This is a genomic window from Bradyrhizobium sp. 153 (genome assembly GCF_023073835.1).
GTDB lineage: Bacteria > Pseudomonadota > Alphaproteobacteria > Rhizobiales > Xanthobacteraceae > Bradyrhizobium.
The window spans coordinates 1-15,660 of the sequence record NZ_JADPKH010000037.1 but is presented as its reverse complement, the minus strand read 5'-3'; the positions used below and the strand labels follow the sequence as shown (position 1 = coordinate 15,660).

General features: G+C 65.6%; 11 protein-coding genes and 1 pseudogene. 9 read left to right on the top strand and 3 right to left on the bottom strand.

What is annotated here, in order from left to right; genetic code table 11:
• Positions 1 to 42 precede the first annotated feature (42 nt).
• From recF to IVA91_RS09855, 6 genes are all read left to right on the top strand, one after another.
• A complete protein-coding gene (recF, locus tag IVA91_RS09875) occupies positions 43 to 1,179 on the top strand; it encodes a DNA replication/repair protein RecF (protein ID WP_247282033.1) in 1,137 nt (378 codons plus the stop codon).
• Positions 1,180 to 1,658: 479 nt separating this feature from the next.
• Positions 1,659 to 4,094 (top strand): DNA topoisomerase (ATP-hydrolyzing) subunit B, encoded by a 2,436-nt coding sequence (gene gyrB, locus IVA91_RS09870; RefSeq protein WP_247282034.1) that lies wholly within the window; start codon positions 1,659 to 1,661, stop codon positions 4,092 to 4,094.
• A gap of 96 nt (positions 4,095 to 4,190) precedes the next feature.
• Positions 4,191 to 4,313 (top strand): hypothetical protein, encoded by a 123-nt coding sequence (locus tag IVA91_RS36785; protein ID WP_256464605.1) that lies wholly within the window; start codon positions 4,191 to 4,193, stop codon positions 4,311 to 4,313.
• 117 nt (positions 4,314 to 4,430) lie between these two features.
• The gene (murA, locus tag IVA91_RS09865; protein ID WP_247282035.1) at positions 4,431 to 5,726 is read left to right on the top strand and encodes a UDP-N-acetylglucosamine 1-carboxyvinyltransferase; all 1,296 of its coding nucleotides are present in this window, start codon (positions 4,431 to 4,433) and stop codon (positions 5,724 to 5,726) included.
• Positions 5,727 to 5,933: 207 nt separating this feature from the next.
• Positions 5,934 to 7,325 (top strand): MATE family efflux transporter, encoded by a 1,392-nt coding sequence (locus IVA91_RS09860; RefSeq protein ID WP_247282036.1) that lies wholly within the window; start codon positions 5,934 to 5,936, stop codon positions 7,323 to 7,325.
• Positions 7,322 to 7,804 carry a DUF2867 domain-containing protein gene (locus tag IVA91_RS09855; RefSeq protein WP_247282037.1) on the top strand — a complete coding sequence of 161 codons (483 nt, stop codon included), beginning with the start codon at positions 7,322 to 7,324 and terminating at the stop codon, positions 7,802 to 7,804. Before IVA91_RS09860 ends, IVA91_RS09855 begins: the two co-directional genes overlap by 4 nt.
• Positions 7,805 to 7,806: 2 nt before the next feature.
• On the opposite strand, the gene IVA91_RS09850 is transcribed toward IVA91_RS09855, so the two are convergent.
• The gene (locus IVA91_RS09850) at positions 7,807 to 8,922 is read right to left on the bottom strand and encodes an FUSC family protein (protein ID WP_247282038.1); all 1,116 of its coding nucleotides are present in this window, start codon (positions 8,920 to 8,922) and stop codon (positions 7,807 to 7,809) included.
• 122 nt (positions 8,923 to 9,044) lie between these two features.
• On the opposite strand from IVA91_RS09850, the gene IVA91_RS09845 reads away from it, so the two are divergent.
• Positions 9,045 to 10,415: an MmgE/PrpD family protein gene (locus IVA91_RS09845; RefSeq protein WP_247282039.1), complete on the top strand. Its 1,371-nt coding sequence runs from the start codon at positions 9,045 to 9,047 to the stop codon at positions 10,413 to 10,415.
• A gap of 216 nt (positions 10,416 to 10,631) precedes the next feature.
• Here the strand turns inward: IVA91_RS09845 and IVA91_RS09840 are convergent.
• Positions 10,632 to 12,042: pseudogene (locus IVA91_RS09840) on the bottom strand (serine hydrolase).
• 206 nt (positions 12,043 to 12,248) lie between these two features.
• The gene (locus IVA91_RS09835; protein WP_247282040.1) at positions 12,249 to 13,313 is read right to left on the bottom strand and encodes a helix-turn-helix domain-containing protein; all 1,065 of its coding nucleotides are present in this window, start codon (positions 13,311 to 13,313) and stop codon (positions 12,249 to 12,251) included.
• A 322-nt stretch (positions 13,314 to 13,635) separates the two neighbouring features.
• On the opposite strand from IVA91_RS09835, the gene IVA91_RS09830 reads away from it, so the two are divergent.
• Positions 13,636 to 14,553 (top strand): pirin family protein, encoded by a 918-nt coding sequence (locus tag IVA91_RS09830; protein WP_247282041.1) that lies wholly within the window; start codon positions 13,636 to 13,638, stop codon positions 14,551 to 14,553.
• Positions 14,554 to 14,616: 63 nt separating this feature from the next.
• Positions 14,617 to 15,531: a phosphoribosylaminoimidazolesuccinocarboxamide synthase gene (locus tag IVA91_RS09825; RefSeq protein WP_247282042.1), complete on the top strand. Its 915-nt coding sequence runs from the start codon at positions 14,617 to 14,619 to the stop codon at positions 15,529 to 15,531.
• Positions 15,532 to 15,660: the final 129 nt, after the last annotated feature.

Sequence of the window (15,660 nt, the reverse complement as noted above, 5' to 3'; positions counted from 1 at the left end):
ACAAGGGGAGAGGGGAAGAATCCCGTTCACGACGAAGAACTGATGACCCCCTCCCGCATTCATCGCCTGACCCTGACGCATTTTCGCAATTACCGGGCGGCGGGGCTCGAGACGGCGGCTGATATGGTGGCGCTGGTCGGGCCGAACGGGGCGGGCAAGACCAATTGCATCGAGGCGATCTCGTTCCTGTCGCCGGGGCGCGGCCTGCGGCGGGCGAGGCTGGAAGAGGTCGCCGACAACCAGGGCGACGGCTCCTGGGCGGTGTCGGCGCAGGTCGAGGGCGCGCTCGGGCTCGCCACGCTCGGCACCGGCATCGATGCGCCGCGGCCTGACAGCCCCGTGAGCCGGCGCTGCCGTATCGACCGCGAGCCGGTCAATTCCGCCGCTTCGTTCGGCGACCACATCCGCATGGTGTGGCTGACGCCGGCGATGGATGGCCTGTTCATGGGCGCGGCCTCCGAGCGACGTCGCTTCTTCGACCGCCTGGTGCTCGCCATCGACAGCGACCATTCCAGCCGTATCGCGGCGCTGGAGCGTTCCTTGCGTTCGCGCAACCGCCTGCTGGAGACGCGCAATTACGACGACCATTGGTGTGACGCGATCGAGCGCGAGACCGCCGAGCTTGCGGTCGCGGTCGCCGCAACGCGCGGCCAGACCGCGGCACGGCTGACCGGCATGCTCAATACGCGCGCGCAGGCCTCCGCCTTCCCGTCGGCGCACATCGCGCTCGACGGCTGGATGGAGAACGCGCTGCTTAACGAGACCGCGACGTCGGTCGAGGACCGCTACCGCCAGATCCTGCGCGATAACCGTCCGCGCGATGCCATCGCCGGCCGCACCACCGACGGCCCGCATCTCACCGACCTCCAGGTGGTCTATGCGCCAAAGAGCATGCCGGCGCGCGATGCCTCGACCGGTGAGCAGAAGGCGCTGCTGATCGGCCTCGTGCTGGCGCATGCGAGTCTGGTCGCCGAGATGACTGGCATCGCGCCGCTGCTGCTGCTCGACGAAGTCGTCGCGCATCTCGATCCGAACCGCCGCGCGGCGCTGTTCGAGGAGCTGAAGAAGCTCGGCGCGCAGGTCTGGCTGACCGGCGCGGACCCCGCTGCCTTCGCCGAGATCGGCGCCAGCGGCGAAGTCTTTGACGTCGAAAGCGGACGAGTTTCTGCCCGAAGGTAGACCGCCACATTGAACCCCGGCCGTTTCCATCAGCAATTAGCTGCTTGAGGCCGCTAGCGCCGGACCTGCCAGGCCAATACGCCTATAGACTGAGCGTGCCGGGTCATTCAGCCACCACGAACAGTCTCACCCTGCCCCGGCGCTGATGCCGCGCGCGCAGCAGTGTCGCCGGTGCGCCGGAATTGAGAGAGTAAAGCGTCACCGAGCCATTTCGAAGCAACTCCAAGACGCCCCGGAACCACTCCTCCAAGCCGCGAAAACCAGGGCTTCGAGACCCAAAACGCGCCTTCGAATCGCGCTTTTTGCACCGCCGTGAATCGGCTTTCGGAAGCCTTGAAAATCGGTCCAAAAACCCTATCTTCCCAAAGGGTTGCAAGGAGATACTTTGCGCTAGGCGCAAACTCTCTTTCATGGCACAAATAGCCTGCAAATCAGCGCCTTTTGCGCCGCTGATTCGGGCGACATCTCGAAGGCCTCTCATGACAGAACCTGCTCGGCAGCCCGCTGCCGAAAACGAGCTCTCCAACGCGAGCGATTACGGCGCGGAATCGATCCGCGTGCTCAAGGGTCTCGACGCCGTCCGCAAGCGCCCGGGCATGTATATCGGCGACACCGACGACGGCTCGGGCCTGCACCACATGGTCTACGAGGTCGTCGACAACGCGATCGACGAGGCACTCGCGGGCCACGCGACGCGCGTCGACGTCATCCTCAATGCCGATAATTCCGTCACGGTGCGCGACGACGGCCGCGGCATTCCGGTCGACATCCACAAGGGCGAAGGCATCTCGGCGGCCGAGGTCATCATGACCCAGCTCCATGCCGGCGGAAAGTTCGACCAGAATTCCTACAAAGTCTCCGGCGGCCTGCACGGCGTCGGCGTCTCCGTCGTCAACGCGCTGTCCAGCAAGCTCGGCTTGCGGATCTGGCGCGACAACAAGGAGCACTATATCGAGTTCGCCCATGGCGATGCCGTCGCACCGCTCAAGGTCGTCGGCGATGCCCCGGGCAAGCGCGGCACCGAGGTGACGTTCCTCGCCTCGACCGAGACGTTCAAGAACATCGAATATGATTTCGCCACGCTCGAGCACCGGCTGCGCGAGCTCGCCTTCCTCAATTCCGGCGTCAACATCGCCCTCTCCGACATGCGCCACGCGGTCGAGAAGCGCGAGGAGATGCACTATTCCGGCGGCGTCGAGGAGTTCGTCAAATATCTCGACCGCAACAAGAAGGCGATCGTGCCGGCGCCGATCATGGTGCGCGCGGAAGCCAACGGCATCGGCGTCGAGGCCGCGCTGTGGTGGAACGACAGCTACCACGAGAATGTGCTGTGCTTCACCAACAACATCCCGCAGCGTGACGGCGGCACCCATCTGGCCGGTTTCCGCGGCGCGCTGACGCGCCAGGTCAACGGCTATGCCGAGGCCAACGCCAAGAAGGAAAAGATCGCGCTGACCGGCGACGATTGCCGCGAAGGCCTCACCGCCGTGCTGTCGGTGAAGGTGCCCGACCCGAAATTCTCGTCGCAGACCAAGGACAAGCTGGTGTCCTCGGAGGTGCGTCCCGTGGTCGAGAACATCCTCAACGAGGCGCTCCAGGCCTGGTTCGAGGAGCACCCGAGCGAAGCCAAGGTGATCGTCGGCAAGGTGATCCAGGCGGCCGCGGCCCGCGAGGCTGCGCGAAAGGCGCGCGAGCTGACACGCAAGAGCCCGCTGTCGGTCTCCTCGCTGCCCGGCAAGCTCGCCGACTGCCAGGAAAAGGACCCGGCCAAATCCGAACTCTTCATCGTCGAGGGTGACTCGGCAGGCGGCAGCGCCAAGCAGGGCCGCAACCGCGAGTTCCAGGCGGTGCTGCCGCTGCGCGGCAAGATCCTCAACGTCGAACGCGTGCGTCCCGACAAGATGCTGTCGTCGGAGCAGATCGGCACGCTGATCACCGCGCTGGGCACCGGCATCAGCGACGAGTTCTCGATCGAGAAGCTGCGCTATCACAAGATCATCGTGATGACGGACGCCGACGTCGACGGCGCCCACATCCGCACGCTGCTGCTCACCTTCTTCTATCGGCAGATGCGCGACATCATTGACGGCGGCTATCTCTACATCGCCCAGCCGCCGCTCTATAAGGTCTCCAGAGGCAAGTCCGAGCAATATCTGAAGGACGAACGCGCGCTGGAGGATTATCTGATCGACACCGGTCTCGATGATTGCGTCTTCGTTCCCGGAACCGGCGGCGACCGTACGGGCCGCGACCTGCGCTCGCTGGTCGACGACGCCCGCGTGGTCCGCAGTATTTTGCGCAACCTGCACAGCCGCTACAACCGCAAGGTCATCGAGCAGGCCGCCATCACTGGCGTGCTGAACAAGGCGATCTACGGCGATCCCGAGAAGGCCGCGGCTGCGGCGCAGTACATCGCAGGCCGGCTGGACAACCAAGCCGAGGAGGTCGAGCGCGGCTGGGTCGGGCAATATGTCGAGGGCCAGGGCTTTCAGTTCGAGCGCACGGTGCGCGGCGTCAAGGAGGCCGCTGTGATCGACGACGCCTTCCTGGGGTCCGCCGAGGCCCGCAAGCTCGACGAGTACACGGTAAAGCTTCAAGACGTTTATGCCCGCCCAGGCAAGCTGCGGCGCAGAGATGTCGAGCACATGGTCTACGGTCCGGTCGATCTGTTCGAGGCCGTCACCGACGCCGGCCGCAAGGGCATCACGCTCCAGCGCTACAAAGGCCTTGGCGAGATGAACCCGGAACAGCTCTGGGAAACGACGCTGAACACCGACGGGCGCTCGCTGCTCCAGGTGAAGGTCAAGGAAGTCGACGAGGCCGACGATATCTTCACCAAGCTGATGGGCGACGTGGTCGAGCCGCGCCGCGACTTTATCCAGGAACATTCGCTCAGCGCGACGATCGATATCTGAGGCGTGCTGCGCTTTGGCGCTCTGCGGGCTCACCTCTCCCCGGCGGGAAAGGTGAACCTGCCCAACCGCCATCGCGACGAAGTGGCATGAACCCCGTTGGCCGGTTCGGCCATTCTCGGCACCGGCGCCATTGCGATCGAGATCTCCTTCGTCGTGATCGGCGCGCTGATCCTGATCGCAATTCTCCATGTGGTCGGCAATATCATCGGCCTGCTTTGAGCCTTTCGGGGCTGACGGACGGACGTCAGCGGCAGCAAGCGCAATTGCTCCCGCACTCAATTCTCTGTAGTTTCCGGCTCGAAAACCACCCCCACCAACAAGACAGCGAGACCCCATTTGGCGCCCATCCAATACATCGTCGAGGGCGGTCACCGGCTCTCGGGCTCGATCGAGCCGTCCGGGAACAAGAACTCGGCGCTGCCGATCATTGCGGCCGCGCTGCTCACCGAACAACCGGTGACGCTTCAGAACGTGCCGCGGATCCGCGACACCGAGACACTGGTCGAGCTGGTCCGCTCGGTCGGCGCCGCGGCGGAGTGGACCGAGCGCAATACGCTGCACATCCACGCCAAGAGCATCCGTGCCGCCGATCTCGACCCGGAGCTGTGCGTGCGCATCCGCGCCTCGATCCTGCTCGCAGGTCCGCTGCTCGCCCGCTGCGGCGAAGTGATGCTGCCGCCGCCCGGCGGTGATGTCATCGGCCGGCGCCGGCTCGACACCCATGTGCTGGCGCTGGAACAGCTCGGTGCCAAGGTGACCGCAACCGACCGGCTCGAATTCCGCGCGCCAAAGCTCGCCGGTGCGGACGTATTTTTGGACGAGCCGAGCGTCACCGCGACCGAGAACGCGTTGGTCGCGGCGGTCGCCGCCGGCGGCGTCACCTATTTGCGTAATGCCGCGTCCGAGCCGCATGTGCAGGACCTCGCCAACTTCCTGGTCGCGCTCGGCGCAAAGATCGAGGGCATTGGCACCAATACCATGGTCGTGCACGGTCAGGCCACGCTGGGCGGTGCGACCTACAGGATCCAGCCCGACCATATCGAGGTCGGCTCGCTCATCGGGCTTGCGGCGGTGACGCGCTCGCCCTTACGCATCACCCGCGCCGGCGTCGAGCATCTGCGCTCGATCCGGATGGGGTTTGAGCGGCTCGGCATCCTCTGCCGCGTCGAGGGCGACGACCTCATCGTGCCCTCGAACCAGACGCTGAAGATCCAGGACGATTTCGGCGGCCACGTGCCCAAGCTGGAGGACCAGCCCTGGCCGGCCTTCCCGGCCGATCTAATGTCGATCGCGATCGTCACCGCCACGCAATGCGAGGGCGTGATCCTGATGTTCGAGAAGATGTTCGAATCGCGGATGTTCTTCGTCGACAAGCTGATCGCGATGGGCGCGCGCATCGTGCTGTGCGATCCGCACCGCGCCATCATCGCCGGTCCTAGCCGCCTGCGCGGCGCATCGATGATCTCGCCCGACATCCGCGCCGGCATGGCCATGCTGCTCGCGGCCGTCTGCGCTGAGGGCACCTCCACCATCAACAACGCCGACCAGATCGAGCGCGGCTACGAGCGCATCGAGGAACGCCTGAACGCGCTGGGCGCGAAGATCAAGCGCGTGCCGGAACGGAAGGGGTGAGTTTTTTCTTCCCTTCTCCCCTTGTGGGAGAAGGTGGCGCGAAGCGCCGGATGAGGGGTTCTATCCGCGAACTAAGCTCTGATTTGAATTCGCGGAGAGAACCCCTCACCGTCTCGCCGCTATCGCGGCGAGCCACCCTCTCCCACAAGGGGAGAGGGGAAAAACGCAGGCCATGTTTTCGACGTGTGGCTGTGCTAAGGACCGGCCATGCTCGACACCGTCCATCATTCGCAGCCGCAAGCCGGCGTGCCGTCAAATCATCTCGCCGTGGAATTCGCCGAGACGCTGCGGTTGGCTGTTCCGCTGATGCTGACCCAGCTCGGGCAGATCGCGATGATCACGACCGATCTCGCGATGATCGGCCGGCTTGGCGAGGACGCCGTGGCCGCGGCGGCGCTCGCGCATACGGTTTATTTCGTCAGCTTCACCTTCGGGCTCGGATTGATGTCGGCGGTGTCGCCGCTCGCCGCGCAGGCGTTTGGCGCCGGCGACGTCAGGCTGATACGCCGCTCCTTGCGCGTCGGGCTGTGGGCCGCGCTGCTGATCTCGCTGCCGATGATGGCCTCGCCGCTTTATGGCGAGCACATCCTGCTCGCGCTCGGGCAAGCGCCGGACTCGGCCGCGCTGGCGCAGCGCTACCTCAACGGATTGGCCTGGGGCATTGCGCCGGCGCTCGGCTTCATCGCGCTGCGCAGCATGATGAGCGCGGTGAACCGGCCGCAGGCGCCGCTGTGGATCACGCTCGCCGCGATCCCCGCCAATGCCGCACTGGTCTATGTCCTGATCCACGGTCTGTTCGGCCTGCCGAAGCTCGGCCTGTTCGGCGCGGGGCTTGCGACCACGCTGGTCAATCTCGGCACCTTCCTCGCCGCGCTCGCCATTGCCGCATGGCGAAAACCGTTCGCGAACTATCAACCGCTCGCCCGACTGTGGCGGATCGACTGGCCCTTGATGCGCCAGCTCATCGCGATCGGCGCGCCGATCTCGTTCGCGCTGCTGATGGAATACGGCCTGTTCTCCTCGGCGGCGCTGCTGATGGGGCTGATCTCGACCACCGCGCTCGCCGCGCATCAGATCGCGCTCCAGGTCACCGCCGTGCTGTTCATGGTGCCGCTCGGCATCGGCATGGCCGCCACCGTACGGGTCGGCCACGCGTTCGGTCGCAACGAGCCGGCCGCAGTGAAACGCGCAGGGCTGGTCGCGGCCGTGCTCGGAATCGTCCTGATCTCCGCGCTGACGGTCGCCATCATCCTCGGCCGCTACCAGCTCGGACGGCTGTTCTTCGGCAGCAGCGAGGCAAGCGCGGCAACCGTCGAACTGACGGCGACACTGCTGGTGGTCGGCGCGACCTTCTTCATCGCCGACGGCCTCCAGACCATCATGGGCGGCGCGCTGCGCGGCATCAACGACACCAAGATGACGCTGCTGTTCGCGGTGATCGGCTATTGGTGCGTCGCCTTCCCGATCGCCTGGCTGCTGGCTTTCAACGCCGCCCTTGGCGCAGTCGGCGTCTGGATCGGTTTCTCGGTCGGGACCTTCGTCTACGCCGGTCTCCTGATCTTGCGCTTCCGCACGCTGACGCGCAGATTGGCGGAATGATCGGGACCGTCCGCGAAGTCACCCCCAATGTCGATGCCGGCACGCTGCTAGCAGGCGCGCAGTTCGTCGACGCGTTTCGCGTCGAGATCGGCGCTGCGACCGTGAATGCCCGTGAGGCCTGCATGCGGATGGTGCTGCACGGGCCGCGCTGGATCGATGTGCTGATTCGCCTGCGCAACATCCTGGTGACGCCGTTCGGGCTGAAAACATCCGGCGAAGGCGCACCGGCACCGCACGGGATGATCGGCCTTTTTCCGGTGCTGAGCGAAACACCGGAGCGGCTGATCGCTGGCTTCAACGATCATCATCTCGACTTCCGTATCGTGGTCGATGTTGCCTGCGATGCCGACGGCCGGTGGGTAACATCCACAACGCTGGTGCGGACGCATAATCTCCTGGGCAGGACCTATCTCGGCCTCATCATGCCCTTTCACAAGCTCGTGGTCCGCAGCATGATGGGACGGATCGTGACGCGCTAGCTTCACTCCGCCAACCGCGCCGGCTTGTCGGCCGCCGCTTCCGACCATTCGCCGACGACGCGATCGAGGTCGCAGAGGTTCTGGTGCATCTGCTCCAGCGAGAACCCGAGCGCGAAGAAGCGCTCGGCGGTGTCGCTGGGCTGGCCGCGGATCAGACCGTCGTGACGAACGGCGGCGACGGCCTCGGCGTAGTGCTGGAGCGCGACGTGAACGGGATGGATCGGCGGCGCACCGGCGCCCTCCCGCAAGGCTGCGGCGGCCGAGCGCAGGAAACGCGCGATCACCGTCGAGACCTCCGTCAGCGGGGCTGCGAGCCGCGTCTGCACTTCGGCTGGCAGCGGCACCACGGTGGCGCGGCCGATCATCACGACGTCATGCCGTAACCGCAGGATGGTTCGCAGCAAGGGACCGGTGTCCGGCCCGCTCGACAGGCGCGCGGCGCGCTCTCGCTCGGCTTCGGCGCCAATCGCGTTGAGGCTGACCATGGCAGCGCCGATGCCGTCCTGGATCCGGTGCAGCGCATCGTTGTCGCGCCCGCGCGTGAGGCCCGCGAGCAGCTCGGTAAAGGCATCGGCGATCAGCTCGAGCAGTTTTGCTGCGCTGGCGCGGATCTGCCGCACCGCGCGCGACGGCAGCAGCAGAAACGAAACGAGCAGCCCCGTGATGGCGCCGACCGCGACCTCGCTGACGCGATCGATCGCCGAGGTCATGGGATCGGAGTGATGCATGGTCGGAACCAGAAGCACGATCACGGCCGTGACCGTCGCGGCGCTGAGGCTCGGATTGATCGCGGCGATGAAGGCGAGCGGGGCGACCGAGAGCACCAGAAGCCCCAACAGGCCCGCTTCGCTGGAGTACGGGATCAGGATCGCGATGGCGCCGCCATAGATGGCGCCGCCGATGGTACCGAGCATGTAGTCGCGCGTCGCCTTCAGCGAGCGGCCGACGCTCATCTGGGTCACGATCAGCGAGGTCAGCACTGCCCAGAGCGGCAAGAGCAGATGCAGCGCGGTGGCGATGGCATAGGCCGCGACGGCCGCCACGGTGACCCGGATCGCCAGCCCCAGTTGCGTCCGTCGCGCCCGGATCTGGTCGAACAGCTCTCTTACGCGTGTCATCGTCAACGTCCCGGTCAGATCCTCTTGAGCCAGGCAAAAGCATGGCTGATGCCCGCCCCGGCATGGCCGCTTGAAAGGCGAAATCAGCCCGCCTAACTTGCCGGCCAAAACGAGGAAACACGATGGCCCACGAAACCGCAACGCTCGCCGCTTATGTCTTCAATCTGAAATACCAGGATATTCCGGCGGAGGTGCTGGATCGCGCCAAAGTGCTGACGCTGGATTTCCTCGGCAGCGCCATCCGCGCCCGCAACGAGGCGGAATCGACCCCGTCGATGCTGAAGACGCTAGAAGCCCTCGCGCTCGACACCAAGGGCGAGGCCACCGTATTCGGCGACAGCAAGACCTGGACGCCAGCGGTGGCGGCCCTGCTCAACGGCGCGTTGGGACATTCGCTCGATTTCGACGACACCCACGCCGATTCCTCGCTGCATCCGAGCGCTCCGGTGGTGCCGGCCGCCTTCGCGGTCGGCGAGATGGTCGGCGCGTCGGGCCGCGACGTGCTGACGGCGATCGTCGCGGGCTATGAGGTCTGCTGCCGGCTCGGCAATGCGCTCGATTCGACCTCGCATTATGCGCGCGGCTTCCATCCGACTGCGACCGCCGGCACCTATGGTGCGGCCGCGGCCGCCGCAAAACTGTTCGGCCTCTCCGAGCAACAGATCATCGCCGCCTTCGGCGTCTCGGGCAGCCAGGCCGCCGGATCGCTGCAATTCCTGGTCAACGGCGCCTGGAACAAGCGCTACCAGGTCGGCGCCGCCGCAATGAACGGCGTCATCGCCGCGACACTGGCGCGCAACGATTTCGTCGGCGCGACGGAATCGGTCGAGGGCAGGCACGGCCTGCTCGCCGGCTACACTGACGACGCGCATCCGGGCAAGGCGGTCGCCGAGCTCGGCAAGAGCTACGAGACCATGAAGATCGGCGTCAAACCCTATCCGAGCTGCCGCTACACCCATGCCGCGATCGACGCGCTGATCGCGATGCGGCGCGAGCACAATCTGACGCCGGACCAGGTCAAGCGCGTCGAGATCGGCCTGCATCGCAACGGCATCACGCTGACCGGCGATGCCGCCACCAAGCGGCATCCGACCTCGATCGTCGGCGGTCAGTTCTCGATGTTCTTCACCGGCGCGCTCGCGCTGGACCAGGGCTCATTTGGTTGGGACGACTACAGCCGCCTGGGCGATGCCGCCATCGACGCGCTCGCCGACAGGTTCGACGTCGTGCAGGACGACCGGCTCGAAATCGGCCGCACCCATCCGTTCGGCGCCCGCGTCAGCATCACGACGGACGATGGCGTGCATGAGCGACTGTATGCCGACCCGTCGGGCGAACCGAATTCGTTTCCCGACACGCAGGCGATGCAGCAGAAGTTTTTGACGCTGGCGCGGCCCGTGCTGAACGCACGGGCGGAGAAGTTTGCGGATGCGATCATGACGCTGGAGCGGTTCGACCGGGTGGCGAAGGCGACCGAGCTGGGGAGGTCGTAAGCTCTCGCCACACGAACGCTGCACCCTCTCCCCTTGTGGGAGAGGGTGGCTCGCCGCGACGGCGGCGAGACGGGTGAGGGGTCTGCCTCCGCAAACTCTTCAGCAGTTGAACTCGCGGATGCAGACCCCTCATCCGGCGCTTCGCGCCACCTTCTCCCACAAGGGGAGAAGGAAGAAAAGGCGGCACTTCGCTCTGCTTTCATCAATTCATCCCGGCTACCTTCCCTTCTCGCGCGTTGCGTCCACCACGTCGCGCACGAGGTCGAACACGCGATCCGCTTCTGGCGGCCAGTTCGGCGAACGTCCGAGCCGCACGATGACCAGCCGCTCCGAGGGGATCACGATGGTGTACTGCCCAATCGTGCCCTTGGCGAAAAAAGGCATCGCGCGGCCAGCCGCGCTCGATGCGAAACTTCGCGCCGAAACTGTCGCCCAGGTTGGTCCAGAAGCCGGCGCCGATGCCGACCCAGGCCTTCGGCGTGGGCGAGGACGAATAGCTCACCCAGCCCTCGGGCAGGATGCGCTGGCCGCCGGCGATGCCGTCATTGAGATAGAACTGGCCGAAGCGCGCCCAGTCCCGCGCCGATGCCAGCATCTCGCTCGAGCCCTCGATTGTACCGGCACCGTCGAGCTGGAGCGTGACATGGCGCATGCCGAGCGGGACGAACAATTCGCGGCGCGCGAAGCGCAGTGCATCTGCGGGAGTTCCACCGGCCGCGTTGCGGATCAGATGCGAGAGCAGCATGGTGTTGCCGTCGTGATAATTCCACGCCGCGCCCGGCGTGGTTGCCAGCGGCATCCTCGCGGCATAGGCCGCCATGTCGCCTTCGACGAACTTCATGCGGTTGACCGGCTCGAAGGCGGAGCCGAGCGAGGCCTGCAACGAACTGCCGAGCGCGAGCCCTGCGGTGTGGCGCAGCAATTGATCCACGCTGATGGCATGGCGCGGATCATCCGGATCGTTCCAGGCGACGACCGGCGCAGGTCCGTCGAGCTTCAGCTTGCCCTGGCGCACCAGTACGCCCGTGAGCGCCGATATCACCGATTTGGTCATGGAGAAGCCGAGCAGCGGCGTCTCCGGTCCGATACCGTCGGCGTAACGCTCGGCGATGACGCGGCCCGCTTTCACCACGACGACCGCCCGGGTGCGGCGATAGGGCGGCTGCGCCGGCTCGGCAAAGGCGCGGTCGAGCGCGGCAGCAACCTCGGGACTTTGCGGCGGCACGATCGCGGGGCCGGCGATCTCTGGAAGCAGCGCGGGCTGCCTGTCGTCCAGCGGCGGCATGACTTCGGCGAGCGGCTCGCCATGCGCGAGCGTGCAGCCGAGCCCCTCGCGATAGACGGCATGGCTGCGGCCGAGGCCAAACAGTGTCACCGTAACGTCCTTGCGCACGCGATCGATCCGGTAGTCCATCGCCCAGCTGATCAGGCCGGTCCCGGGCATCGCATCGTTGGTTTCGGTGAAGGTGCGCCGCGGATCGAGGTCGGAGACGAAGGTCTCAGAGCACAGGATGCCGGCGACAAAGCCGGTGGCGACCTTCGGCACGTCGCGGGCGCGCGCAGCACCGAGCGCGAGGCCGGCACAGGCGATGGTGGTGAGGAGGACGATGTTGTGGCGGCAGGTCACGGGCTGTCTCCGGCTTGGGGGCGTGTGCCGGAGACGAAGCAGGAGGCGTGGGAGGACTGCTCGCCGGATTTGGAAAACGACCTCGCCGGAATTGCGCATGGGCTGGCCGATTTTGAAATAAGTGAGCTATTTCAGAATTATAGGGAATGCTGCGGCAACGGCGCTCAGTCCCCTCGCCCTGCTTGCGGGGAGAGGCGAAGAGCCCATCACGCCGGGCTGGCCTTGAGCCGCCGATATTCCGTCGGGGTCACGCCGGTCACCGCCTTGAAGGCGCGGTTGAAGGGACCGAGTGACTGGAAGCCGGCATCCATGGCGATGGTGATGACGGGGACCTCGGCCTGGGCGGGATCGGCGAGCGCGGCCTTGGCTTCCTCGATCCGATGATTATTCAGGAATACATTGAAGTTGCGATAGCCGAGCCGCTGGTTGATCAGCCGGCGCAGCCGGTATTCGGGAATTTTCAGCCGGTTCGCCAGCGCGCCGATTGTGACGTTCTCCTGGCGATAGATCCGCTCGTCCGCCATCAGCCGCATCAGGGCATCGATGAGCTTCTGGTCGGAGGCTTGCTCTGCCGCTGGGGATTGGCTCAAAATAATCGGCCGCGCTGTTTCAGCGGCAAGAGGAAACAGGCCGGCGCCATCGACGCGCATCATCGCATAGGCGATGGCCGCAACGATGCAGGCGAGCACGCCCGCATTGACCGTGTCGGCGATATCGCCAACCTCCGTGCCGGCCACGCCAATCTGGAGCAGCGCGTTCACCCCGCCATAGAGCGCGGCCGCGCAGACGATAAAGACGCGAACGCGGCGACGGCGCTCGACCAGATCGGTCGACCACGAATTGATCGTCTGCACCACCGCGAGCGCAATGAAACCGAGCACGATCAGATTGACAATGGTGACGGCGAGCCGAACGCTTCCGCCCGCTACGATCCAGAGACAGTTAGCGAAGCTGAACGCGGTCACCAGTCCCCAGATCAATCCGTGCCACCAGCGCAGGCGAAACTCGTCGTCGAACAGCGCGCGCGTGAACAGCCAGAACACCACGATGTTGCCCGTCGACAATGCAATCAGCGGCGCATGCGAGGCCGGCGCCAGCGACGACACGCCGACCGAATAGCTCGCCGCATGCGCGGCCGATCCAAGCGCGAAGGCCGCGCCAAGCCGGGCCGCGAGGACGTTGCGGAAATCCGCGACGAGCGAGGCCCCAAGCACAAGCAGCAGCGCCACGGACGCGGCGCAAAAGGCTAGTTCTGTTGCGGTAAATGTCATCGGCGATGCGACGGTCGCGGTTGAAATCAGGCGAACATCTTTCGTCAGGCATATTTTTTCAAGGACCATTCGCACCACAATTGTCATCGGCCGGCTTGCCGTCTTCGCTCCAGCTTCGCCGGCCGAGCATTGCTGTGGGCCCGGCGCAGCGTTGCGGAGACGGGACCGGGCGATCCTGTACTCCGAGACGGTTGCGATTCAACCGAAAGGCTGCAGCGCACTGGATGCCCCGCCTTCGCGGGGCATGACAGCAGGCTCTGACGCGACGGCGATGCGAAATCGTGCTACGATCGCGCCGAAGAAAGTCAAAAGGAGCCCACCCATGAGCTGGCAACCCTCCAATGATCCCGTGCTCGGCGATCCCATGTCCTGCGATGCGCTCGATCTCGTCATCGTGCCGCGCACGCGCGATCTCGGCGACGGATTCGCGGTGCGGCGCGCATTGCCGCATGGCAAGCGGCAGATGGTCGGGCCCTTCATCTTCTTCGATCATTTTGGGCCGGTGCAGTTCGTCTCCGGCAAGGGCATGGACGTGCGGCCGCATCCGCACATCGGGCTTGCCACCGTCACCTATCTGTTCGACGGCGCGATCATGCATCGCGACAGCGAAGGCAATGTCCAGGAGATCGCGCCTGGCGCGATGAACCTCATGACCGCAGGGCGCGGCATCGCCCATTCCGAGCGCACGCCCGACGCGCAGCGCGCCTCGGGTCAGAAGATGCTCGGCTTGCAAAGCTGGATCGCACTGCCGGCCGGATCTGAAGAGATCGCGCCGTCATTCCAGCACTATGCCGCCGGCGACCTGCCGATGGTCTCCGAGCGCGACTTCACCGCGCGGGTGATCGCGGGCTCCTCATTCGGCATCGCCTCGCCTGTTACGATGGTGTCGCCCTGGTTCTACACCGAGGTCACGGCGGCAGCGGGCGCGAGCGTGCCGCTCGATCCCGATCACGAGGAACGCGCGATCTACGTGGTCGACGGCGAGGTCGAGATCGCGAACGAGCGCTACGAGGGGCCGCGGCTCTTAATCTTCCGCCCCGGCGACCGCATTACGGTGAAGGCCCTGAAGGCCACGCGGATGATGTTTCTGGGCGGCGATGCACTGGAGGGCCCGCGCCATATCTGGTGGAATTTCGTCTCCTCCAGCAAGGAGCGGATCGAGCAGGCCAAGCAGGACTGGAAAACCGGCCGCTTCGCCGCAGTTCCGCAGGAACATGAGTTCATTCCGCTGCCGGAATAGGCTATCCCGGTTTCCGGCCGCGCTGTCAGCCGCGGCCGGATTCCTTGTGCGAAGGCTTTGCCGATGACCACCATGCTCTCAAGCGACCTGCCGCTCCCCAAGATCGGACGCGGCAAGGTGCGCGACATCTACGCCGTCGACGACGACCGTCTGCTGCTCGTCACCACCGACCGCATCAGCGCCTTCGACGTCGTGATGGGCGAGACCATCCCGATGAAGGGCGCGGTGCTGACTCAAATCAGCGCGTTCTGGTTCAACGAATTGGAGGGCGTGGTGCCGCATCACATGATCAGCGCCGACACCGACGCGATCATCTCGGCCGTGCCGGCCTTGATGCCCCACCGCGCCGAGATTCTCGGTCGCGCCATGCTGTGCAAGCGCACCACCGTGTTCCCGATCGAATGCGTGATCCGCGGTTATCTCTCGGGCTCGGCCTGGAAGGAATATGCCACGAGCGGCACGCTGGCCGGCGAGAAGCTGAAGACGGGGCTCGTCGAGAGCGAGAAGCTGGAGCCTGCCATCTTCAGCCCGGCAACCAAGGCCGAGAGCGGCCATGACGAGAACATCACCATCGCGAGGATGCGCGCGGTGGTCGGCGACGAGGTTGCCTACACGCTGGAGAGCATGACGCGCGCGATCTACACGCTCGGCGAGGAGCTGGCCCGCGAGCAGGGCATCATCATCGCCGACACCAAGTTCGAGTTCGGCCGCGACAAGGACGGCCGCATCATCCTGATCGACGAAGTCATGACGCCGGATTCCTCGCGCTTCTGGGCGCTCGATACCTACAAGCCCGGCCAGCCGCAGGCGAGCTTCGACAAGCAACCCTTGCGCGACTATCTCGACGTCGAGCGCCGCGCCGGCCGCTGGAACGGCGACGCCCCACCGCCCCCGCTGCCGGCGAGCGTGGTGGAGGCGACCAGCAAGCGATATCTGGAAGCGTATCGGCGCGTGACGGGGAAAGAGCTGAAGATTTAGGCGGGACTGTTACCGCAGCTCCGTCATTGCTGTGCATGTTCACTAATTCGCTGATTGGATCGCTCCAGCGGAGGACGATCCGATGCGCGACAACAGCTATGACCGGACGATTGAGCGCAACTATCTGCA

What these genes read in the sequence shown, in the direction of transcription:
- recF (WP_247282033.1), top strand. Translation starts at nt 43, where the DNA reads ATGACCCCCTCCCGCATTCATCGCCTGACCCTGACGCATTTTCGCAAT.
- gyrB (WP_247282034.1), top strand. Translation starts at nt 1,659, where the DNA reads ATGACAGAACCTGCTCGGCAGCCCGCTGCCGAAAACGAGCTCTCCAAC.
- IVA91_RS09860 (WP_247282036.1), top strand. Translation starts at nt 5,934, where the DNA reads ATGCTCGACACCGTCCATCATTCGCAGCCGCAAGCCGGCGTGCCGTCA.
- IVA91_RS09855 (WP_247282037.1), top strand. Translation starts at nt 7,322, where the DNA reads ATGATCGGGACCGTCCGCGAAGTCACCCCCAATGTCGATGCCGGCACG.
- IVA91_RS09850 (WP_247282038.1), bottom strand. Translation starts at nt 8,922, where the DNA reads ATGACACGCGTAAGAGAGCTGTTCGACCAGATCCGGGCGCGACGGACG.
- IVA91_RS09845 (WP_247282039.1), top strand. Translation starts at nt 9,045, where the DNA reads ATGGCCCACGAAACCGCAACGCTCGCCGCTTATGTCTTCAATCTGAAA.
- IVA91_RS09835 (WP_247282040.1), bottom strand. Translation starts at nt 13,313, where the DNA reads ATGACATTTACCGCAACAGAACTAGCCTTTTGCGCCGCGTCCGTGGCG.
- IVA91_RS09830 (WP_247282041.1), top strand. Translation starts at nt 13,636, where the DNA reads ATGAGCTGGCAACCCTCCAATGATCCCGTGCTCGGCGATCCCATGTCC.
- IVA91_RS09825 (WP_247282042.1), top strand. Translation starts at nt 14,617, where the DNA reads ATGACCACCATGCTCTCAAGCGACCTGCCGCTCCCCAAGATCGGACGC.